Here is a 19,906-nt window from a genome sequence, read left to right as displayed (position 1 = left end):
CTTTGCTTCCATTATTATTCAGTGTATAACCGCTGTACGTTTACTGGCTTGTCAGTCAACTGATCATCACATGCTACACCACTCAATTTTACGGTAAACGAAACAACATCAGTTTTATAAGATCGGTACACCTTTTGGTTAATCATACGACAGAGATCATCTTTTTTAATACTAATTTATCATATAAATTAAAAAACAACTGATCATCACCTCAACAATCACTAACAAAATTAAAATGAAAAAAGCATCACTTCAAACAATCGCACAGAAAATGAAAGACCTTGACTTCTGTATGATGACCACCCAAGACGGAAGACAGGTTTCACATTCCAGACCGATGAGCAATAACGGTAAAGTAGAATATGACGGAGACTCATGGTTTTTCACGTATGAAGACAGCAACAAAGTCCGTCAGATCAAGAATGACCACAAAGTAAGCCTTGTTTATCAGACTGATGATATGCTGTTCATAGAATGCTATGGAACAGCAGCCGTTATCACGGATAAAAGTATACTGGAAGAAAAATGGATTGACAGCTTAGAGCAATGGTTCCCAGATGGTATAGATACACCGGGGATCTGCCTTTTAAAAGTAACATCTAAGCGCGTTTCATTCTGGCATAAAGAAGAAGAAGGAGAATATCAGTCATCGTAAGATCCGTTCAAAAAATATTGTAAAAAATAAAAAAAGCCTTAAAACAAATGTTTTAAGGCTTTTTGATGAATGATGAGAAATCATCTGCGATCCGGACGGGACTCGAACCCGCGACCTCCGCCGTGACAGGGCGGCATTCTAACCAGCTGAACTACCGGATCAATTTTTTTAAAGTAAATTGAGAAAACTTCTGCGATCCGGACGGGACTCGAACCCGCGACCTCCGCCGTGACAGGGCGGCATTCTAACCAGCTGAACTACCGGATCAATTTTTTTAAAGTAAATTGAGAAAACTTTTTGCGATCCGGACGGGACTCGAACCCGCGACCTCCGCCGTGACAGGGCGGCATTCTAACCAGCTGAACTACCGGATCTCTTACAATAACTAAGTTTGTATGCTCTGTTATTGTGGTTGCAAAAATACAACTTTTAAGTGAACCCGCAACTATTTTGGCAAAAAAAATGCTTCCCAATATGGAAAGCATTCATTATCAAAGTGATTTTTTTTATAAGTGTGCACTCAATTTCTCAGCAATGATCTCTTTTGGAGTTACACCTACCAATTTATCTACTACTTCACCATTCTTAAAAATAAGAACTGTAGGGATATTTCTGATTCCGTACTGCATAGAAATCTCCTGATTGTTGTCTACATCTACTTTTCCAACTACAGCTTTTCCTTCAAAATCTGCCGCTACTTCTTCGATGATTGGTCCCAAAGTTCTGCACGGTCCGCACCATACTGCCCAAAAGTCCACCAATACCGGTTTGTCAGATTTTAAAACTGTTTCCTGGAACGAGCTGTCCGTAATTTCTAAAGCCATTTTTTTATTTTTATTTATTAATATTCTATCTAAATTATAAGATCAAAATTACCACTTTTAAGCGAATAGCTTATCTATGTTCAACATTTGTATTTTCTATGATCAGGTCTTCAGAGATCTCTTTCAAAGCACTGACAAATGTATCGATGTCCTGTCTGGTTGTAAGGTGGCTGAAAGAAATACGCAAAGGTGTACAGCTGTCCATTTCTTCTTCGGACAGCACCATCATCATTACCATGGAAGGTTTCGAAGCTCCTGATGAACACGCACTTCCCTGTGATACTGCAATTCCCTTCATATCAAGCTGCAGACCAATCAGTGGATTTTTATAAGGTAACAGAAGACTTAATAAGGTATACAAACTGTTTTCGCCTTCAGCACTTCTGCCGTTAAACTTGACACCCGGAATTTCCTCAGAAACCCTGTTAATTGTATATTGTTTAATATCCTGCATATGCTGGGTATAGGCATCCATATTCTTAATTGAAAGCTCTAATGCCTTACCTAAACCCGCAATACCGCTTACATTTTCCGTGCCTGCTCTCAGACTTCTTTCCTGGGGACCTCCGGTGATGATTCCCTTGAGTCCGCTGGCCTTTCGGATAAAGGCGAAACCACTTCCTTTGGGACCGTGGAATTTATGGGCACTGCACGATGCAAAATCTACCGGAATTTCAGAAAAATCCAGATTCATGTGAGCCATTGTCTGCACAGTGTCTGAATGAAACAGTGCATTATGTAATTTACACAATTCAGCAATTTCTTTGATATCTACAAGATTTCCAATCTCATTGTTGGCATGCATCAGACTTACCAAAGTTTTTTTATCAGAAGATTTCAGCAGTTCTTCAAGTCTTTTCAAATCAATATCCCCTTTTTCATTCGGACGGATGTAGGCCACTTCTACCCCTTTCCTGCTTTTCATATCCAGAATCGTTTCAGAAACACACTTATGTTCCATCGGAGAACTGATGATCCTCTCAACACCCAAATGCTCAACACTTGATTTGATGATCATATTGTTTGATTCTGTACCGCAAGACGTAAAAATAATTTCCGCCGGACTCACATGAAGATACTCTGCAACCTGCCTCCTTACATTTTCAATTAAAATTTTGGCATCCTGTCCGAAACTGTGGGTTGAGGATGGATTTCCAAAATTCATTTTCATGGTTTCTACCATGGCATCAATGACTTCTTCTGAAAGTGGCGTTGTAGCTGCGTTATCTAAATATATTTTATTCATTTTTTATTTTGAATATTTTAATTTTACTGAAGTAAACTGAACGTCGGAAGGAACTGAAAATATAAACCAAGGCGCAGACATCACCTGTATTTCCATACCGCCGGATTCGTAATACGGTACTTCTACCGATAAAACATTATCTTTTACTGATATACTTTTAATTTCCCGGATCGTATGATCACCGGAATTAAATGATCCTAAATTATACAATACTGTTTTTCTGTTTTCAGGAAACTCAGGATATTTCATTTCAGATTCTTTACCTGCTTCTACCAAAACAGAGGATTGGGCTGATTGTATCAGAGCCTGAAACTCCTGCTCATTTTTAATGATTCTAAAACCTGATTTTTCATTTCCTCCCTGAGATTCTGAAATGATGATTTCAGCTTTCTTTTGCTCATCACCGGGTTTCTTTGCGGTTGTACTCATACAGCTCATAATCATTGTTAAAGATAAAATTAATAATTTATTCATTTTATTTTTATTGATCTTTCAAAATTAGTGAAAAAATTGGTAATGTCCTTCATTTGCCCATTTCAGCATTGGCTTATCACCGGAAGTATCGCCAAAAGCAATGATTTTATCATACTTCCCGTCTGAAATTTCTTTTTTTATTCTTTCCAGTTTTTCTTTTCCGTTACAGTTTTTACCGATGAAATTACCTGTAAAAATTCCGTTTTTGAACTCTGCCTGTGTGGAAACCAGATTCATCTGGAGTTTTTCTGCAAAAGGTTTTGTCCAGATATCCAGGGAAGCGGTCACCATAAGGCTCTCTGTATTCTGTCTGTCCATATTCTGAATAAAATCCAATGCATTTTCCCGTACAATTTTAGGATAGTTCTGTTCAAAAAACTGTTTTGACTTTTCTTCTATTTTCGTTTGAAGCTGTCCCTTTAAGATAGAACCGATAAAGCTTTTTTTCACCTTTTCAGTCTCAGCTAATTTTAATTTCAATAAAATAAAAAGGGGGATATGCCTTACAAACTGCATCCTGAATTTAGATGGATTGTAAAATTTAAGATATAAAAACATGGTGTCTTTATAAGTCAGAGTACCATCAAAATCAAAACAATACAATTTTTTCATAATTAACAATCGAGGGTTTAAGATTCACAGTTTTCTATTCAGGATGATGAAATTTTGCTAAACTCCTGCATCCGTTTTTCATTATCAGCCTGTCAAAGTTTCAGTTTCTTAAAAATAAATTCGGGAATATTTCTGATAATCATCATTATAACGCCCCAAACCGGCAAAACGTATGTTACATTCTTTTGTTTTTTGAATGCCGAGTAAATACATTCTGCAGCCTGCTTTGGAGTAGCTGTTAATTTTGGATTTAATGGCAGTCCTTCAGTCATCTTCGTTGCCATAAAGCCCGGCTTAACGGTCATTACATGAACTTTCTTTTCAGACAAATAATTCCTGAGACCACTTAGATAGGCTGTAAAAGCAGCTTTTGCACTTCCATATATGAAATTACTCTGTCTTCCTCTGTCACCTGCCACTGATGAAAGCCCGATAATGGTTCCTGACCTCCGGCTCTCAAATTTCTGAGCAAAATAGTTGATAACGGGAATCAATTTTGAATAATTGATATCTATAATACGTTCTGTATTTTTATTATCATACAATCCTTCTTCTGTACCTTCACCCAAATAACCTGTTGCACAGAACAGCAGATTTGAATTGATGAAATCAAATTCAGAATAATGAACAGGTTTTGTTAAATCAAGTTCAATAATTTCAGATCGCTGCAGAAATTTTACATCAATATGTCTTGCAAATCTTTCGGTGGTTTCTTTATTTGAGGTAAAAAGATAAATTCTTTCAAACTTTTCGCCTTCCTGCAGAGCTTTTTCTACAAATGCCTGCGCTACTTCAGAGGTACTTCCGAGAACTATCATTTTATTTGCTATTTAAAATTCTTTTATGCTGTAAAGAAACAAATTTTGAACTGCTGACATTTTTCAGATAATCAGTCAGCGACGATCTGCTCATGCTGTCTTTCGTTAAATAAATTCTGCCTCCGAATTCCTGAACAATATGATCAAGCTGATCAACAAGCTTTTTCAGTTTTGAATTCACTTTAAAATCAAGTGCTAAAGTATACCCTTCCATAGGGAAAGAATTATAAGCATCCGGATTATCCTTACCGAATAATTTTAATACCGCTAAGAAAGATCCGTTTCCGCTGTTGGCAATGGTTTCCAGAATTTGTTTCATTCCTTCTTTTCCCTTTTCTTTCGGGATGACCATCTGGTATTGAATGAATCCTGATTTTCCGTAGATTTTATTCCAGTCGTTCACTGCATCCAGAGGATAAAAAAACGTTTCGTAATCAGTAAAATTTTTCACCTCTTTTTTCGCCTGTCTTTTATAATACAGAAGATTAAAGAGCTTTACCGTCAAACTGTTCAGAACAAAATTCGGAAAATAAAAAGGAACAGTAGGTGAGAACTTTTTCTTTAATACCAAAGGGTTTTCAGCATCTTTTCCTGTCAATTCATGTCGAAATACGTGCTCTCCACGCATCAGAATACTTCTGCCAATATTTTTTCCTTTTTGAAGACAGTCGATCCACGCTACCGTATAGGTCCAGCTTTCACTTTCTTCAAAAAGCCTGAATATTTCGTCCAGATTCTCCGCTTTTATGCTTTCCTGGCGGATATAAGCGGTTTCAATATTTTTAAGTTTAAATTTTGCGGAAAGAATAATTCCCGTAAGTCCCATCCCTCCGATTGCAGACCAAAATTTATCCTGATTCTGCTCTCTCGAACAGATAATGATATCCCCGTTTTCAATCATCAGCTTAAACTCCAAAACATATTCTGAGAAACATCCTTCGGCATGGTGATTTTTACCGTGAACGTCTGAAGCAATTGCGCCTCCTACAGAAACGAATTTTGTTCCCGGCGTAACATAAAGAAAATACCCCTGAGGTACAGAGATTTCAAGAATTTCCGAAAGTAAAACCCCTGATTCGCATTCGATAATCCCATTGAGACGGTCGAAACTTATCAGTTTATTTAATTTTTTTGAAGAAAATATATTTTCACCCAAAGAAGCATCACCATAGCATCTGCCGTTTCCCCTTGCAATGACCTCATTGTGAGTCAGGACAAAATCTTTTATTTTTCTGAAATTATCTTCAGACCGCATCTCTTTTTCGACAATCGGATAATTGCCCCAGTTCGTAACTTTTTGTATGAAATTTGGCTTCATCTGTAATTAATTATTTTAGTTGGGTCAGATGCAATCAACACGGCATTTTCATTATTATCTTTGCTTTTCAGTCTCTGCGATCTCATTCTTTAAAATAAATCTGAATTAAAAATGCAGCGATCCAAAGCAATAATGTAACCTGAATATACCGGTCTCTGTAAACAATTTTCGTAGGAGATTCTGTTCTGTTATATACAAGAGTCTGCTGTAAATATCTTAAAAAAGCAAAGACAACAAAAATTACAGTATAAAAAACTCTTGGATGAAATCTTGCCTGCACCTCTGGTGATAACGTAAACATCAGATAGCAGATAATCGCAAGAGTTACTGAGATCGAAAGCGCAATATCTGCAAACTGCACATTATAGCCATCCAGTGCTTTTCTTGTTTTACCTGAAACCTGAGCATTGATAAGCTCTCCCCGTCTCTTTCCTATGGCCAGCACCAATGCTAAAACAAAGGTCAATAAGGTAGCCCACTGAGAAATTAAAATTCCGGTAATATATCCTCCTGCCTGGACCCTCAGAACAAATCCTGTCGCAATGATAAAAATATCAATGATGGGAACATGTTTGAGCCTGAAAGTATAGGCGAGATTCATCACAAAATAAATTCCGATAATAGTTGCGAACTTCCAGAGATTTTCATTAAAGTTAAACTGTGCAAAAAATATCAGCGCAATATCTATGATGATCAGAGCTGTAAGAATAAGCAGTGCCTGTTGTTTAGAAACAGCACCACTTGCAAGCGGACGCCTTCTTTTTTCAGGATGCTGCCTGTCTGCATCAATATCATTGTAGTCATTTAAAATATAGACAATACTTGCAGCCAATGAGAATATGATGAAAGCAAAAATACTTTTAGTAAGTAAATCCAGGTTTTTAATACTTCCCGAAAAAAACAGAGGTACAAAAACAAATAAATTTTTGACCCACTGCTCTACGCGAAGTAGTTTTAAATATTTTTTCATTTATGTTATTTCAATTGCAAAAATAGTTATTTTAAAGCAAAAAAGTATGGTGTAAAAACACAAAAAACCGCCGAAGCGGTTTTTGTGTTTTTATGTTTTAATCATTACTGCCCTTGCTGAGCATCATTGATCATTTTTTCATTTGCTGTAATAGCAAACTCTACTCTCCTGTTTTTCGCTCTTCCTGCATCAGTGTCGTTAGAAGCTACAGGCATAGCCTCACCTTCACCCAATGCAAATAACCTCGCTGAAGAAATTCCTTTAGACATTAGATAAGACCTTACGGAATTAGCTCTTCTTTCTGATAATTTCTGGTTATAATCATCTGCACCCTTACTGTCAGTGTGACCGTAAATATTAATATTGGTATCCGGATTATTGACAAGTACCTGAGTCAGTTTATCTAAATTGGTTTTAGCTAAAGAAGTAAGATCTGATGAATCAAATGCGAAAGTAACAATACTTTCATTCATAGTAACTTTAATTCCGTCTCCTACTCTCTCTACTTCGGCACCAGGTAAAGTTTCTTTGATATCTTTTGCCTGCTTATCCATTTTGTTACCTATGACATTTCCGGCAACACCTCCGATAATTCCTCCTAAAACAGCACCTAAAGCTGCATTTTTACCTTTACCTACGTTATTTCCTAAAACTCCTCCAAGTACAGCTCCCGAAGCAACTCCTACTGCAGTACCTCTCTGCTGGTGATTAGAATTCTGCACTGCTTCACAACTGGTTAGCAATAATGCTGATGATAAGAAAAACGCTCCTATATATGATTTGTTAAATTTCATTATGTTTTATTTTTAAATATTTATATTATTTCATTCCGGCTCTCTCAAAGTTGTAGACAACCCGTACAGTACTTCCGTCAAAAGGTACATTCTGCTCTAAAGAAAACTGGTCTGTAGACATAGACACAACAGTAAGTGAATAACCTGCTGTATTTTGTTTTGCCTTTGTTCCATCCTGAATCTTTTTGAACATAAAGGTGTTGCCACTTTTTACTTCAAATTTAATAGGCTGGGTAAATGTCGGGCAGCTGCCACCTCCGTTAAGGGTATACGCTCCTGTATAGTTGTTTGGAATAAATCTCCAATGACTTCCTACAAAACACTGCGCATCAGCACCTTCATCAAAAGGTTTAATCTTATATTGTTTGTCATATTCTATGCTTACAATCTGAAAATCTCCTTTCATTTTAAGAAATTCAGCTCTGTTGCTCTGTGCATCTCCCGCTTTTTTAACCGTGGAACAGGACACTGCAAAAAGTGATGTTCCCACCATCCCTGCAAGTAATAACTTTTTCATAATGTATATTTTTATTTCTTTAACATGGATGTATCATCAGAAATACTGCGATACTACCTATTTATTATCTAATTATAATTATAAAAAACCGTGCCAAAAAAAAGCGCTCAAAGTAAAAGCCCGAAAAAATCCGGGCTTTTATAACTTTTTTAAAATAAAAATTTGATATTTATTTCTTTACTGCTTTTTTAGTTTTTACAGTTTTTTTAGATGAAGAAGATTTTCCCTTATAAAAATTATTGAAAGCATATTCAGCGGCTTTTCTTACATCGATTACTCCACCAGCCTGAGATTTGTCTCCAAACTCATTTTCTGTACTTGCATTGCTTGTCTTAACCAAAGCCTCAATAATCTGTGCAGGCTTCAGATTCGGCATATATGCTAACAGAACGGCAGCTGCACCGGCTACTACAGGAGATGCCATCGATGTACCCTGCTGATAACTGTACTCATTGTTCGGAACCGTTGAATAAATTTCCTCACCAGGAGCAAATACATTTACCATTTTTTTATTATAGTTAGAGAAACTGGCTCTCAATTCATTATTTCTGTTTGTACTTGCACCTACGACTAAAACATTATCCACAAAAGGGGCTGCGTCCGTACTGTTTTTAAAATTGGTCGGATAGGCTAAGTGTTCTGCAACATCTTCATTCTCGTTCCCTGCAGCTTTCACCAAAAGAACGCCTTTGTCATCTGCATATTTGAAAGCATCCCACACAACGTTTTTACCGGGAGAAACCGGCTTACCAAAGCTCATATTCAGAACTTTAGCACCATTATCTACTGCATATCTAATGGCGTTTGCAACGTCTTTATCTCTCTCATCACCATTAGGAACCGTTCTCACAACCATGATCTTAGCTACTTTTGAAGCTACACCATACTGCACCTCCTTACCTTGTGGTAAACCTGCAATGATACCTGAAACGTGAGTTCCATGTTCTGCATCCGGACCCTGGTAATGGTTATTTCCATATTTCTTTTCAGAATAGTCATCGTAGTTATCCCCCACGATTTCGGCTCTCGGATCAAATGCAAGATCATATTGCTGTGCCATAGGTCCAAAATGGTCCAGTGCACCCTTCATTTCTTTTCTCAGCATTTTTTCTACTTCATCAGGAGATTTCCCGGAAAACTCAGGACTTTGAGCCAAATTGTTCAGAATCTGAAGACCAATAGCCTGTTTTTGTTCAGTAGGCTTTATGTTGGCAAGATTTTCTTTAGTTAAAGGTTTTCCACCAAGCATTTTAACCATTTCTGGTATTGCTTCATTAATCATGGTAAACTGCTTGAAACTCTGACTGGCTTCCACACTCTTTTTGGTAAATAACTCTTTAGATTTCATATACATAGCAAATTCCTCAGGCATTTTTGCCTGATTTGCTTTGTTCTTTGCAGAATCATCACCTTCAAAAACCGGCTTGTATTTAGCAACAACTCTGGTTACCTCCATGTTATCAACACCGATATCTCCATTTTTACCTCCAATAAAGTTCCATCCGTGAACATCATCAATATATCCGTTTCCGTCATCGTCTTTACCATTATTTGGAACTTCGTTAGGATTTGACCAGATATTTTTCACCAATCCCGGATGATCAACCTGAACTCCGCTGTCCAATACCCCTACAACAACAGTTTTTGGTTTAAGACCTTTGGATTCCAGATATTTATAAGCGTTGTCTGTATTAACACCATACACTTTTGTTGTGGCAAAATCTTTATGATACCACGTCATCAGATCTTTATTCTCCTTTGGATCAGGAGCTGCAACTTGAGCATCCTGTGCATATGTAAAACTGAAACCTGCTAGAAAGACAGCAGCTAATACTATTTTCTTCATTTTATAAGAATTATTTAATATTTTTTAGATAGGTCACAGATTCCGGTCCTTTGTTACAAATAAGATCTATAATTGAAAGATCTTTCAAAAAACCGTATTTATCTGTAAAAATCTGATAATACTCATCCATTTTAAATTCTGAGTCGGTTTTAGTGGAAAATTTCTCACGAAAATTAATCTCAAACGGATTTTTAATATATTCCTGATTCAAAGATTGTGCCTTTTCTGTCTTGAGTATTTTCTGAATAATGTCAATACTTTTTAAATTAAAATCTAACAGAAATTTTTCTTTCTTCTGATAGAGAACTTCAAATTTATCTTCATAATACTCAAAGTAAGGTGATCCCTGGTAAACATTTTTTATCGATTTCCAGTGAATTTTCAACCAGTCTTCCCTGTAAGAAATTTCAGTATCCTTCATTTCTCTTTTTCCTGTATGATTGATGGGAATAACGAGGGAGAGTTTTCCGTTGGCTCCATAAATATTCATCCTGTTTCTGTAGGTCTGCTTTGGAAAGCTTTCATACTGCTCAAAAATAACCTCGTTCTCAGGATCTAAAAAAACTGAAAACCACGAGATGGGTGGTAGATAAAATACCGGTAACAATATATTCTGCATTATCATTTAATTTTTAGGATAAAAAACGGCTCCTACAATATCTTCTCTTTCAGCAAAACCAACGAATCGAGAATCTAAACTTGCGTTACGATTATCACCAAGAAAAAATACTTTTCCGGGAGGTACTGTCAGCGGTCCAAAATTATCTGCATTCCACTGTTTACCAAAAGTTTTAAAAATATCAGGTTCAGTATTTGTATTAATGTATCTTTCAAAGAAATAATCTTTTTTAAGATTTTTTTTGGAAAGATGGGTGATATAATGATTTTCGTCGATTGGAAAAAAATCTTCTTCTGCAACTCCTTGTTCAATAAGATGATTAGCAAAACCTCTGTCGATTTTATATGCCTGATTTATTTCAAACTTTCCACTGATAAGAAAATCATTTACAAACAAGTCTCCGTTTTTTATTTGAATTTTATCTCCTTCTATCCCGACAAGCCTTTGAGCATAATTTCCTGGTTTATAATCTGGGTTATTCTGCTTATAAACGAGAATCTTATTTTTTTCGTAAGGCAAAAGATTACTTATCAATATCCAGCCTCCTCTTTTAATTGTAGGTTCACTTCCAGCTGTAGGCAATAAAGCATATTGCAAAACCCCGGAGAGTTTTGCAATAATTAGTAGACTTACTATAAAGCTTCCGGTAAGGAGAACTCTATTAAAAATTTTATTTTTTAACACTATTCGTCTTCTATTTTCTTCTTTCCAAAAAGTTTAACAAAATACTCCCATCCGAAGAAGAGAACAAGAATCAGAGCGGCTATCCACCAGTAAGAAGTTTTATTGGCTTCTCCCGTGTTGGTGGCTTTGAACATTCTGTCCCAACGCACTCTCATTCCGTCAGCCTGATATGAGGATTGTGAATCTTTAAAAGCTCCTTCCACACTTAGCCATGTGAACATCGGTTTTCCTACAATGTTTTCTTCGGGAACAAAACCGAAAAATCTGGCATCCAGTGAAGCATCTCTGTTATCACCTACCATCATATAATAATCCTGCTGAATAGTATACTGAGTGGCTTCTTTTCCGTTGATAAAAATCTTCCCGTTTTTATTTTCTAAGGTGTTGTGTTCGTAGTTCTTGATAATCCACTGGTATTCCGGGAGAGTCTGTGGATTGATAGCCACAACATCTCCTTTTTTAGGAATCTTAAGCGGGCCGTACTGATCCTGGTTCCATCCGCTGTTGATTGGAAATATTGAATTGGTGGTATCAATTTTTGTTCTTGTTTCATCCCTATATACAATAGCTGATTCGCCCTTCGGCTGAATGTGTTCCTGCATATCGATAACCTGAGGAAGTTTTTTAATTTCAGCAGCAGTCTTTTTCGTCAGACCCTGAAAATAATATACAAAACCTCCCTTTTCATTCTGACCTTCCTGAACAGGTAAAAATCCGAAAGTTTTATACAATCCCGGGATATCGAGCTGACTTCCTGTATTGACGATATATCTTTGCTGAACTTCCTGATCACCTAAAAAGACTTCCGGTTTACCATTAATAAACATTTTACCGTCACGCATTTCAAAAGTATCACCTGCAACCGCAACACATCTCTTTACATAAGGATCTGCACGGTCAAGCGAAACATGTACGGAATCTCTGGGATAATTGAAAACAACAATATCAGTTTTCTGAGGTTTGCTGAACTGGAAAATCCTTTCGTAAGGTAATTTTACTGCCTCAACATATGATTTCGGATCATCTTTGGGATTACCCTTTTCCCCGGTATCCATGATGGTTCCCTGTAAAAAAGGTATTGCGAGAGGACGCATGGGTAATCTGTACCCATAGCTCCATTTATTTACAAAAAGAAAATCTCCTACCAGCAGCGTACGTTCCATCGATCCTGTAGGAATCCCGAAAGGCTGCGTAAAAAATACGTGTATAATGGTCGCAAAAACTACCGCAAAAGTAATTGATCCGATAAATGTATCTTTCTTCTTCGCACTCTTTTCTTCTTCTGTCAGATATAGATCATTTTCATCCTCCAACTCAACATCTTTAGAATAGTTGACCGTCGCCATATAAATAAAAGGCAGAATAACGGTCAGCAACTGATTCTGAACAAGGCTTTTGCCAAATTTCTTCATCAGATAAATATGAAAGACAGACATCATAATCGGGCCTACTATAGGAAGGTAAGATAAAACCGCCCACCATTTCGGATGCTCTGTTTCTTTTAAAATGATAAAATAATTGTAAAAAGGTACAAATGCCAATACAGGACTGTACCCCATTTTTTTGAACAGTTTCCAGGTGGAGATCCCCATCAATACTGATAATATGAGAACATAAACTGTGTACGTTAAAAAATAATTCATAAATTTCTGTGCCTAATCTGTGATATGAGTAATGAGCAATGTGTAAAAAGTAATGAATAGTTACACAAATTTTCTATTATTAGTTTACTAAATTGCCGGTTTGTTACACGATTAAAGACCTAAAACGTCTTTCATGGTAAAATGACCTTTTTTATCTTTAATCCATTCTGCAGCAACTACTGCCCCTAAGGCAAAACCGTTCCTGTTGAATGCGGTGTGTTTTATTTCAATTTCATCAACTTCGCTTCTGTAAAAGACGCTGTGAGTACCCGGGACTTCATCCTCGCGGATTGCAAAAATGCCTAAATGCTGATCTTTTGTTTCTTCAAGTTTCCATGCATCATATTTAGAATTATTCCTGAAAATTCCTTCCGCTAAAGATATTGCCGTACCACTCGGAGCATCCAGTTTATGGATATGGTGTATCTCTTCAAGCTGACAGGTATATTCGTCAACATTTTTCATCAGATCCGCTAATTTCTCGTTTAAAGCAAAAAATAAATTGACTCCTAAACTGAAATTTGAGCCGTATAAAAATGCAGTCCCGTTTTCTTCAGCCAAATTTTCGATCTCTGCTTTTCTTTCAAGCCAGCCTGTTGTTCCGCAAATGACAGGAATTTTATTTTCGAGGCATACTTTGATATTTTCAAAAGCGACTTCAGGTAAAGAAAACTCAATCACGACATCCGGATTATTTAAATTTTCAGCAGTTGGAGTTTCCTTAAGACGGGCAACAATTTCGTGACCTCTGTTCACAGCAACTTCATCAATGATCCTTCCCATTTTACCGTATCCGACTAATGCTATTTTCATATCAGTTCTTTTTATAAAAATTTAAAACTTGAAACTTAAACTTAACCCTGTTTTTGGTGGATTGTTTCCGAATTCATCATAAATCACCGCAGGTGCAAATGTTAAATCAGGATCCTTACGGCCTTCATACAGATGAGCATCAACGACAGCATCGACAATGTTTAAAATGTAGATCAGCCCTGTAATCGCAATAGCGTAATCTCTCTGTCTCTTTGATCTGTCCTGAGCATTTGCCAAAGCAATTTTATCCAGCCTTGGATTGCTGTCAACAAATTCATTGGGAGTTCCGTTGAGTTTAGCGATATAATATTCTCTATATTCAAGATAGCGGTTTTGATTCCAGATTGCGATTCCTGCCCCTACTCCGACTGCTCCCAACACGACGGGAATTTTCCAGTACTTTTTGTTATAGAGCTGTCCCAATCCTGGCAAAACAGCAGAATACAGACCTGCTTTTGTAGGATTTAGTTTTTTAACGGATATTTTTGCAGGTGCATTTACTTTTTCTATGCTTTCCACGACAGAAACCTCCGGCATTTTTGAAACAACAGCACTGTCTTCCTGAAGTGCATCCAGACGGATGGTATCATTACGGGTCACCTGTGAAAACAGAGTCACAGATAAGCATATGAAAAATGTGAAAAGTATTTTTTTCATTTATTTAATATGAGACAGAATATATTCCAGCTCGTCTTCATTTTTAAAATCAAGGACAATTTTACCTTTTTTACCCGCTCCGACTGTCTTTATCTCCACTTTTACATCAAGAATATCAGCGATGGTTTTTTGTGCTCTCCTGTAATTATTCGAAAGTTCAACCTTTGCTTTTTTAGCTGCAGGAGATTTTGGGTTTTTAAATGCAATGGCTGCCTGCTCGGTCTGTCGAACATTCAGCTGTTCTTTGATAATGATATCAAACAAAGCCTGTTGATGCTCCTCATTTTCAAGACTGATGATGGCTCTGCCATGTCCGGCTGAAATTTCACCGCTTCTGATGGCATTCTGAATATCGGGATTTAACCGTAACAATCTGATTGAGTTAGTTATGGTGCTTCTGTCTTTTCCCACTCTCTGGCTTAGATTTTCCTGGGTCATCCCAATTTCTTCCATCAGCCTCTGGTAGGTAAGGGCAATTTCGATAGAATCCAGATCTTCACGCTGAATGTTTTCTACAAGAGCCATTTCCAGCAGTTCCTGATCGTTAACCAGACGGATATAAGCAGGTACCGAAGTTAATCCTGCAATCTTACTTGCTCTGAAACGTCTCTCTCCGGATATGATTTCAAACTTTTCACCGTCTTTTCTTAAAGTAATGGGTTGAATTACTCCAAGATTTTTAATCGACTGGGCAAGTTCGTTAAGAGCTTTTTCGTCAAAATAAGTTCTCGGCTGAGTGGGATTGGGATAAATATCATCAATAGAAACTTCCATGATATTTCCTACAAAATTTTCTGCTCCCTCATCTGTTGCAGAATTTACCGTAGCTTTGGATTCAGCACTCAAAATAGCACCCAAACCACGCCCCATCGCTCTTTTTTTGTCTTTCATATTGCAAATGGCAATCAGCTGACAGCTTCTTGCTTTAATGTTATCAAATTTATTTATAATCAGCTAAAGCCAATTACTATAGGCTGCTTTTTAATTCTTTACTAAATTTTCGTTTTTCAGCAGAACTTCTTCTGCTAGCTGAAGATACTGAATTGCTCCTTTGCTTTCTGCATCATAATTTAAGATACTTTCACCGAAACTTGGCGCTTCGCTCAATCGTACATTTCTGCTGATGATCGTTTCGAAAACCATTTCAGGGAAATGAGCATGAACTTCCTCAACAACCTGATTAGACAGTCTCAAACGGCTGTCATACATCGTCAGCAACAATCCTTCAATATCTAAATCTTTATTGTGGATTTTCTGTACATTTTTAATTGTGTTCAAAAGCTTACCCAACCCTTCCAAAGCAAAATATTCACACTGGATAGGAATAATGACAGAATCTGCTGCTGTAAGAGCATTTACGGTAATCAAACCTAAACTTGGTGCGCAGTCGATGATAATGTAATCATAATCATCTCTTACCGTTGCCAAAGCTTTTTTAAGCATATATTCACGGTTATCTTTATCCACCAGTTCGATTTCGGCAGCAACCAAATCGATGTGAGAAGGAACGATATCTAAATTGGGGGTCGTGGTTCTCTGAATACATTTTGTTGTTTCAACACTATGTTCCAGGAGATTATAGGTAGAGTACTGAACCTCCTCCACCCCAAGACCGGAGGTCGCGTTAGCCTGCGGATCCGCATCAATGATTAATATTTTCTTTTCCAATACCCCTAATGCTGCGGCTAAGTTGACAGCAGTTGTAGTTTTTCCTACTCCTCCTTTTTGATTAGCGATACCTATGATTTTTGCCATTGCTTGAACTTTAAGTTTCAAAAGTACACTTTTTTCTCTGTTTTCAAGGAATGACTAAAACGAAAGAACCGTTAAAATATTGTTAATAAGGATTTTAGACATCAAAAAAATTATCCACAAAAAATAGTATTTTGTGGATAAGTGAAAAGATTTGTTTTGAATAATACTAATTGTCGAATTTCATGGAAATGGGAAACTTAAAGTAACTTCTTACTGGTTCCCCTTTTTTATTTTTACCCGGAATCCATGTTCCTTTGATTGATTTGATTGTTCGAAGGGCTTCAGCATTAAAGGAAGCATCTTTACCATTCGTTTTAATATCTGAAATGGTTCCGTTTGTTTCTACAATAAAAGTAACTGTCGTACTTAGAACTCCATCGGTATCAAATCCTGAATTATCGAATTTATTCATTACTTTATTTCTGAAAGCATTAATGCCGCCTTCATAATCAGCTGATACGGCTGCTACTTCAATCGTATTTTTATCTTTCGGAACTTCAATTACCGGCGGCTGCACATGATTAATAACTGGTCCTGTTCCAGAAATTGTAGTTGATGGAACATGAACATTTGGTGGAGCCACTATACCATCAGGATTATTTTTTACTCCCGCAATCGCCCCTTCTACTTTTTCTATAACCTGTTCGTTATCCGGATTTGCAGAGGGATTAGGTAATCTGTCATCAAAAGTTTTTACCTGAGCCGGAGCAGTTCTTGGTGGAACAATAAGTTCAACAGAAACATCAGGGCGATCGACATTCCTCATAATTGTAGGAGGTTCCGGATCAACATTAATAATTGGTTCCACTGTACGAAATGCCGAAACAATCATTGGTGTAATAGACATTGCCGCAAGAAGGCTCACCCCTATAAAAAGTGATTTCGTCAGAATTCTGTCAGACTCGTTTCTTAATACATAGGCTCCATATTCTTTGTTACGGTTCTCGAATAGAATTTCATTCAGTCGAAATTCCTGGTTTTTCAGTAGGTGTTTCATCACGATAAAAATTAAATTGTTAATATATTGATATTATTAGTTTTCTATACTGTTTGAATTAATCATTAAAACAATATCAAAATATTTGCCAAAAATTTATCAAAATAGAATCATTTTGTCAAAATGTATGACAAATTATAAAATTAACTATTTATTGAATAGGATATTGAAGCTACCTATATTTGGAACTCACTGATGGTGAAATATATAAGTCACGATTAATTGATTTTCCTGGCGTTAAAATTTTTTAGGAATTTTCTTACCAATCCTATATGGAGGAAAATTCGTTACAGATCCGTACATTAATAATGAGTAATGGGTAATGGGTAATTTGTGAGAGCTCTGATATTTTTGAAAATAAAAAAAGAGACTGTCGGTTGACAGTCTCTTTCATTTTATATAAAAATTCTTTTCTTAGAATAATTCTTTTCTGATAATGTTCTGGCTTCTTTCAGGACCTACAGAAACTAAGTAAACATTGATTCCAAGATATTCTTCTATGAACTCGATGTATTTCTGTGCAGTGTCGGGAAGTTCGTCATAGCTTCTAACTTTAGTAAGATCTTCAGTCCAACCCGGTAAATCTTTATAGATTGGCTCGTAGTTGTATAATTTTTCTGTTGAAGAAGTAAAGTAATCAATTATTTTTCCATCTTCAGTCTTATAATGGGTAACGATTTTCAGGTTTTCAATTCCTGTAAGAACATCTAATTTAGTGATCACCAAATTATTGATTCCGTTGATCATACAGGCATGTTTCAAAGAAACAAGATCTAACCACCCTGTTCTTCTCGGTCTTCCTGTCGTCGCTCCGAATTCACCACCGATCTGTCTGATGCTTTCTCCCAACTCATTGTCCAGTTCTGAAGGGAACGGTCCGTTTCCTACTCGTGTGCAATAGGCTTTAGCAACACCAATCAAGTTTTTAAGTGACGTTGGAGGTACCCCTGCACCTGTACAAACTCCTCCGGTAGATGGAGAAGATGAAGTAACGTACGGATATGTTCCAAAGTCGATATCCAGCATCAATGCCTGAGCACCTTCGAACAACACATTTTTACCGTCTCTGATCGCCTCATTTAATTCAAGTTCCGTATCTACGATTCTTTCCTGAAGCTGTTTCCCGATTTCCAGATATTCGTTGTAGATTTCTTCAACATCTAAAGTCGGTTTGTCATAGTATTTTTCAAAAAGAGAATTTTTAACTTTTAAGTTTTTCTCAATTTTATCTCTTAAAATTTCAGGATTCAAAAGGTCTACCATTCGGATTCCGATTCTCGCAATTTTATCTTCATAGCAAGGCCCGATTCCTTTTTTGGTGGTTCCGATCTGAGTTCCTCCGTGCTCTTCCTCACGGTAAGTATCCAAAAGAATGTGGTAAGGCATGATGACATGCGCTCTTCTGCTGATAAAAATGTGGTCTGTTCTCAAGCCTTTGCTTTCGATCTGGCTCACCTCTTTAATGAAAGATTTAGGATTCACCACTACTCCGTTGGCAATGATGCATTTTCCTTTACACTGCAAAACTCCTGAAGGAAGAAGGTGCAAAACAAATTTCTCTTCACCGACATATACCGTGTGACCAGCGTTGTCCCCACCTTGGAAACGTACAACGTAATCAGATTTTGCCGATAAAACATCCGTGATTTTTCCTTTACCCTCATCTCCATACTGAAGACCTACAACTACGTAAGTTGACATATTTTACTTTTATTTTAGATTCGTACAAAATTACTTTTAAAAAATTGGGTGGGCAAATTTGAGGGTAATTTTATTTTTTAGGTAAAAGAATAGCATAAAAAACGCTATAAAAACTGCTCTACTTTTATGATTAAAATTTTAATAATATACCAACAATTGGTATATTTGATTTTAAATTTACTGAAATGGCAAAAATACATCTATTTTATTGGGAGATTATTTTGAAAACTTCATCAGTCAGCAGATTAAATCAGGAAAATTCTCCAGTGCCAGTGAGGTAGTGAGAACTGCCTTAAGAATGTTTGAATATGAAGAGTCTAAAAAGACAGACCTGATCAATGAATTGAAGAGAGGTGAAGAATCAGGGTTTGTAGAAAATTTTGACCGTAATGAATTTCTTAAAAATCTTCAGCAAAAACATTCTTCCGACTAATGAAATATAAAATCAGTACGGAGGCGTCAAATGATTTGGAAAAAATCTGGCTGTATACTTTTTGAAACCTGGTCAAAACAGCAGCCAGACCATTATTTTGATCTGCTCATGAACGAAATTGAATATTTGTCTGAAAATCCAAAATCCGGAGAGAATTATAATGCAATCAGGAAGGGATATTTCAGGTCGAGAACAAAATCACATTTTATATTTTACAGAATTAATCTCAAGGATGAAGAAATTGAAATCATCAGAATTCTTCATCAGAGAATGGATCTTCCTTCAAAACTAAATGAATAATAGACCAGTCAAATACAGTTAATTTTCAGATGCTGTTCTTCATGGAATATCTGTTAATCAAAATTTCCGCACTTCTTACAAAAAAAATTATCACATCCGGACAGGTAATGATTGTACTCTTTGCAAAACACACCGCCAAAAATTTCTTCGAAATTTTCGCTACCCCTCCGAACGATGGGAATTCGAATGCATAAAAACTCACTGATTTCTTTTGAGAAACAAGTTTTGTA

General features: G+C 36.6%; 23 protein-coding genes and 3 tRNA genes. 4 read left to right on the top strand and 22 right to left on the bottom strand.

The window, feature by feature from the left end; all coding sequences use genetic code 11:
- The first annotated feature begins 235 nt into the window (after positions 1–235).
- Positions 236–655: a pyridoxamine 5'-phosphate oxidase family protein gene (locus AC2A07_RS14390; RefSeq protein ID WP_484050991.1), complete on the top strand. Its 420-nt coding sequence runs from the start codon at positions 236–238 to the stop codon at positions 653–655.
- Positions 656–742: 87 nt separating this feature from the next.
- Here the strand turns inward: AC2A07_RS14390 and AC2A07_RS14385 are convergent.
- From AC2A07_RS14385 to AC2A07_RS14280, 22 genes are all read right to left on the bottom strand, one after another.
- A tRNA-Asp gene (locus tag AC2A07_RS14385) sits at positions 743–816 on the bottom strand.
- Positions 817–848: 32 nt separating this feature from the next.
- Positions 849–922, bottom strand: a tRNA-Asp gene (locus tag AC2A07_RS14380).
- Between the two features lie 33 nt (positions 923–955).
- Positions 956–1,029 (bottom strand) — tRNA-Asp (locus tag AC2A07_RS14375).
- 132 nt (positions 1,030–1,161) lie between these two features.
- Complete coding sequence (gene trxA, locus AC2A07_RS14370; RefSeq protein WP_047445614.1) at positions 1,162–1,479, bottom strand: thioredoxin; 318 nt, start codon at positions 1,477–1,479, stop codon at positions 1,162–1,164.
- 70 nt (positions 1,480–1,549) lie between these two features.
- Positions 1,550–2,725, bottom strand: coding sequence for a cysteine desulfurase family protein (locus tag AC2A07_RS14365; protein ID WP_484050990.1), 1,176 nt, complete (start codon positions 2,723–2,725; stop codon positions 1,550–1,552).
- Between the two features lie 3 nt (positions 2,726–2,728).
- Positions 2,729–3,199: a hypothetical protein gene (locus tag AC2A07_RS14360; protein ID WP_484050989.1), complete on the bottom strand. Its 471-nt coding sequence runs from the start codon at positions 3,197–3,199 to the stop codon at positions 2,729–2,731.
- Between the two features lie 24 nt (positions 3,200–3,223).
- Complete coding sequence (locus tag AC2A07_RS14355) at positions 3,224–3,811, bottom strand: HAD-IB family hydrolase (protein WP_314497658.1); 588 nt, start codon at positions 3,809–3,811, stop codon at positions 3,224–3,226.
- A gap of 92 nt (positions 3,812–3,903) precedes the next feature.
- Positions 3,904–4,629, bottom strand: coding sequence for an SDR family NAD(P)-dependent oxidoreductase (locus AC2A07_RS14350; RefSeq protein ID WP_484050988.1), 726 nt, complete (start codon positions 4,627–4,629; stop codon positions 3,904–3,906).
- 1 nt (position 4,630) lies between these two features.
- Positions 4,631–5,947, bottom strand: a complete 1,317-nt coding sequence (locus AC2A07_RS14345; RefSeq protein WP_484050987.1) for an FAD-binding oxidoreductase — start codon at positions 5,945–5,947, stop codon at positions 4,631–4,633.
- An 82-nt stretch (positions 5,948–6,029) separates the two neighbouring features.
- Positions 6,030–6,917: a decaprenyl-phosphate phosphoribosyltransferase gene (locus AC2A07_RS14340; protein WP_484050986.1), complete on the bottom strand. Its 888-nt coding sequence runs from the start codon at positions 6,915–6,917 to the stop codon at positions 6,030–6,032.
- Between the two features lie 104 nt (positions 6,918–7,021).
- Positions 7,022–7,711, bottom strand: coding sequence for a YiaD family glycine zipper/OmpA-like lipoprotein (locus tag AC2A07_RS14335; protein ID WP_314497646.1), 690 nt, complete (start codon positions 7,709–7,711; stop codon positions 7,022–7,024).
- A 25-nt stretch (positions 7,712–7,736) separates the two neighbouring features.
- Positions 7,737–8,228 carry a lipocalin family protein gene (locus tag AC2A07_RS14330; protein WP_314497643.1) on the bottom strand — a complete coding sequence of 164 codons (492 nt, stop codon included), beginning with the start codon at positions 8,226–8,228 and terminating at the stop codon, positions 7,737–7,739.
- 169 nt (positions 8,229–8,397) lie between these two features.
- Positions 8,398–10,074 (bottom strand): S8 family serine peptidase, encoded by a 1,677-nt coding sequence (locus AC2A07_RS14325; RefSeq protein WP_314497640.1) that lies wholly within the window; start codon positions 10,072–10,074, stop codon positions 8,398–8,400.
- Positions 10,075–10,084: 10 nt separating this feature from the next.
- Entirely contained in the window at positions 10,085–10,693 is a 609-nt protein-coding gene (locus tag AC2A07_RS14320; RefSeq protein WP_484050985.1) for a WbqC family protein, read from the bottom strand.
- Between the two features lie 6 nt (positions 10,694–10,699).
- Complete coding sequence (lepB, locus tag AC2A07_RS14315; protein ID WP_484050984.1) at positions 10,700–11,377, bottom strand: signal peptidase I; 678 nt, start codon at positions 11,375–11,377, stop codon at positions 10,700–10,702.
- A complete protein-coding gene (gene lepB / locus AC2A07_RS14310; protein WP_484050983.1) occupies positions 11,377–13,020 on the bottom strand; it encodes a signal peptidase I in 1,644 nt (547 codons plus the stop codon). Before lepB (AC2A07_RS14310) ends, lepB (AC2A07_RS14315) begins: the two co-directional genes overlap by 1 nt.
- 111 nt (positions 13,021–13,131) lie before the next feature.
- On the bottom strand, positions 13,132–13,833 hold the full coding sequence (gene dapB / locus AC2A07_RS14305; protein ID WP_484050982.1) for a 4-hydroxy-tetrahydrodipicolinate reductase: 702 nt from the start codon (positions 13,831–13,833) through the stop codon (positions 13,132–13,134).
- A 21-nt stretch (positions 13,834–13,854) separates the two neighbouring features.
- Positions 13,855–14,490 (bottom strand): DUF5683 domain-containing protein, encoded by a 636-nt coding sequence (locus AC2A07_RS14300; RefSeq protein WP_484050981.1) that lies wholly within the window; start codon positions 14,488–14,490, stop codon positions 13,855–13,857.
- Entirely contained in the window at positions 14,491–15,381 is an 891-nt protein-coding gene (locus tag AC2A07_RS14295; RefSeq protein ID WP_314497625.1) for a ParB/RepB/Spo0J family partition protein, read from the bottom strand. It lies immediately after the preceding gene.
- Positions 15,382–15,471: 90 nt separating this feature from the next.
- On the bottom strand, positions 15,472–16,245 hold the full coding sequence (locus AC2A07_RS14290) for a ParA family protein (RefSeq protein ID WP_484050980.1): 774 nt from the start codon (positions 16,243–16,245) through the stop codon (positions 15,472–15,474).
- A gap of 166 nt (positions 16,246–16,411) precedes the next feature.
- A complete protein-coding gene (locus AC2A07_RS14285; RefSeq protein ID WP_484050979.1) occupies positions 16,412–17,242 on the bottom strand; it encodes an energy transducer TonB in 831 nt (276 codons plus the stop codon).
- 414 nt (positions 17,243–17,656) lie between these two features.
- Entirely contained in the window at positions 17,657–18,943 is a 1,287-nt protein-coding gene (locus AC2A07_RS14280) for an adenylosuccinate synthase (RefSeq protein WP_484050978.1), read from the bottom strand.
- A 208-nt stretch (positions 18,944–19,151) separates the two neighbouring features.
- On the opposite strand from AC2A07_RS14280, the gene AC2A07_RS14275 reads away from it, so the two are divergent.
- Genes AC2A07_RS14275 through AC2A07_RS14265 form a run of 3 tightly spaced genes read left to right on the top strand, consistent with a single transcriptional unit; the run spans position 19,152 to position 19,870 of the window.
- A complete protein-coding gene (locus tag AC2A07_RS14275) occupies positions 19,152–19,376 on the top strand; it encodes a type II toxin-antitoxin system ParD family antitoxin (protein ID WP_484050977.1) in 225 nt (74 codons plus the stop codon).
- Between the two features lie 30 nt (positions 19,377–19,406).
- Positions 19,407–19,676 carry a type II toxin-antitoxin system RelE/ParE family toxin gene (locus tag AC2A07_RS14270; protein ID WP_484050976.1) on the top strand — a complete coding sequence of 90 codons (270 nt, stop codon included), beginning with the start codon at positions 19,407–19,409 and terminating at the stop codon, positions 19,674–19,676.
- A 41-nt stretch (positions 19,677–19,717) separates the two neighbouring features.
- Entirely contained in the window at positions 19,718–19,870 is a 153-nt protein-coding gene (locus AC2A07_RS14265; RefSeq protein WP_484050975.1) for a hypothetical protein, read from the top strand.
- The last annotated feature ends 36 nt before the right edge of the window (positions 19,871–19,906 follow it).

Source organism: Chryseobacterium sp. HNCC26DJ238 (assembly GCF_057180465.1).
The sequence above is the reverse complement of the archived record's forward strand: the minus strand, read 5'-3'. Positions and strand labels throughout refer to the sequence as shown.

Bases quoted from the DNA above. Each gene is read 5' to 3' on its own strand.
- AC2A07_RS14390 (WP_484050991.1), top strand. From the start codon at position 236: ATGAAAAAAGCATCACTTCAAACAATCGCACAGAAAATGAAAGACCTT.
- trxA (WP_047445614.1), bottom strand. From the start codon at position 1,479: ATGGCTTTAGAAATTACGGACAGCTCGTTCCAGGAAACAGTTTTAAAA.
- AC2A07_RS14365 (WP_484050990.1), bottom strand. From the start codon at position 2,725: ATGAATAAAATATATTTAGATAACGCAGCTACAACGCCACTTTCAGAA.
- AC2A07_RS14360 (WP_484050989.1), bottom strand. From the start codon at position 3,199: ATGAATAAATTATTAATTTTATCTTTAACAATGATTATGAGCTGTATG.
- AC2A07_RS14355 (WP_314497658.1), bottom strand. From the start codon at position 3,811: ATGAAAAAATTGTATTGTTTTGATTTTGATGGTACTCTGACTTATAAA.
- AC2A07_RS14350 (WP_484050988.1), bottom strand. From the start codon at position 4,629: ATGATAGTTCTCGGAAGTACCTCTGAAGTAGCGCAGGCATTTGTAGAA.
- AC2A07_RS14345 (WP_484050987.1), bottom strand. From the start codon at position 5,947: ATGAAGCCAAATTTCATACAAAAAGTTACGAACTGGGGCAATTATCCG.
- AC2A07_RS14340 (WP_484050986.1), bottom strand. From the start codon at position 6,917: ATGAAAAAATATTTAAAACTACTTCGCGTAGAGCAGTGGGTCAAAAAT.
- AC2A07_RS14335 (WP_314497646.1), bottom strand. From the start codon at position 7,711: ATGAAATTTAACAAATCATATATAGGAGCGTTTTTCTTATCATCAGCA.
- AC2A07_RS14330 (WP_314497643.1), bottom strand. From the start codon at position 8,228: ATGAAAAAGTTATTACTTGCAGGGATGGTGGGAACATCACTTTTTGCA.
- AC2A07_RS14325 (WP_314497640.1), bottom strand. From the start codon at position 10,074: ATGAAGAAAATAGTATTAGCTGCTGTCTTTCTAGCAGGTTTCAGTTTT.
- AC2A07_RS14320 (WP_484050985.1), bottom strand. From the start codon at position 10,693: ATGCAGAATATATTGTTACCGGTATTTTATCTACCACCCATCTCGTGG.
- lepB (WP_484050983.1), bottom strand. From the start codon at position 13,020: ATGAATTATTTTTTAACGTACACAGTTTATGTTCTCATATTATCAGTA.
- dapB (WP_484050982.1), bottom strand. From the start codon at position 13,833: ATGAAAATAGCATTAGTCGGATACGGTAAAATGGGAAGGATCATTGAT.
- AC2A07_RS14300 (WP_484050981.1), bottom strand. From the start codon at position 14,490: ATGAAAAAAATACTTTTCACATTTTTCATATGCTTATCTGTGACTCTG.
- AC2A07_RS14295 (WP_314497625.1), bottom strand. From the start codon at position 15,381: ATGAAAGACAAAAAAAGAGCGATGGGGCGTGGTTTGGGTGCTATTTTG.
- AC2A07_RS14290 (WP_484050980.1), bottom strand. From the start codon at position 16,245: ATGGCAAAAATCATAGGTATCGCTAATCAAAAAGGAGGAGTAGGAAAA.
- AC2A07_RS14285 (WP_484050979.1), bottom strand. From the start codon at position 17,242: ATGAAACACCTACTGAAAAACCAGGAATTTCGACTGAATGAAATTCTA.
- AC2A07_RS14280 (WP_484050978.1), bottom strand. From the start codon at position 18,943: ATGTCAACTTACGTAGTTGTAGGTCTTCAGTATGGAGATGAGGGTAAA.
- AC2A07_RS14270 (WP_484050976.1), top strand. From the start codon at position 19,407: ATGATTTGGAAAAAATCTGGCTGTATACTTTTTGAAACCTGGTCAAAA.
- AC2A07_RS14265 (WP_484050975.1), top strand. From the start codon at position 19,718: ATGGAATATCTGTTAATCAAAATTTCCGCACTTCTTACAAAAAAAATT.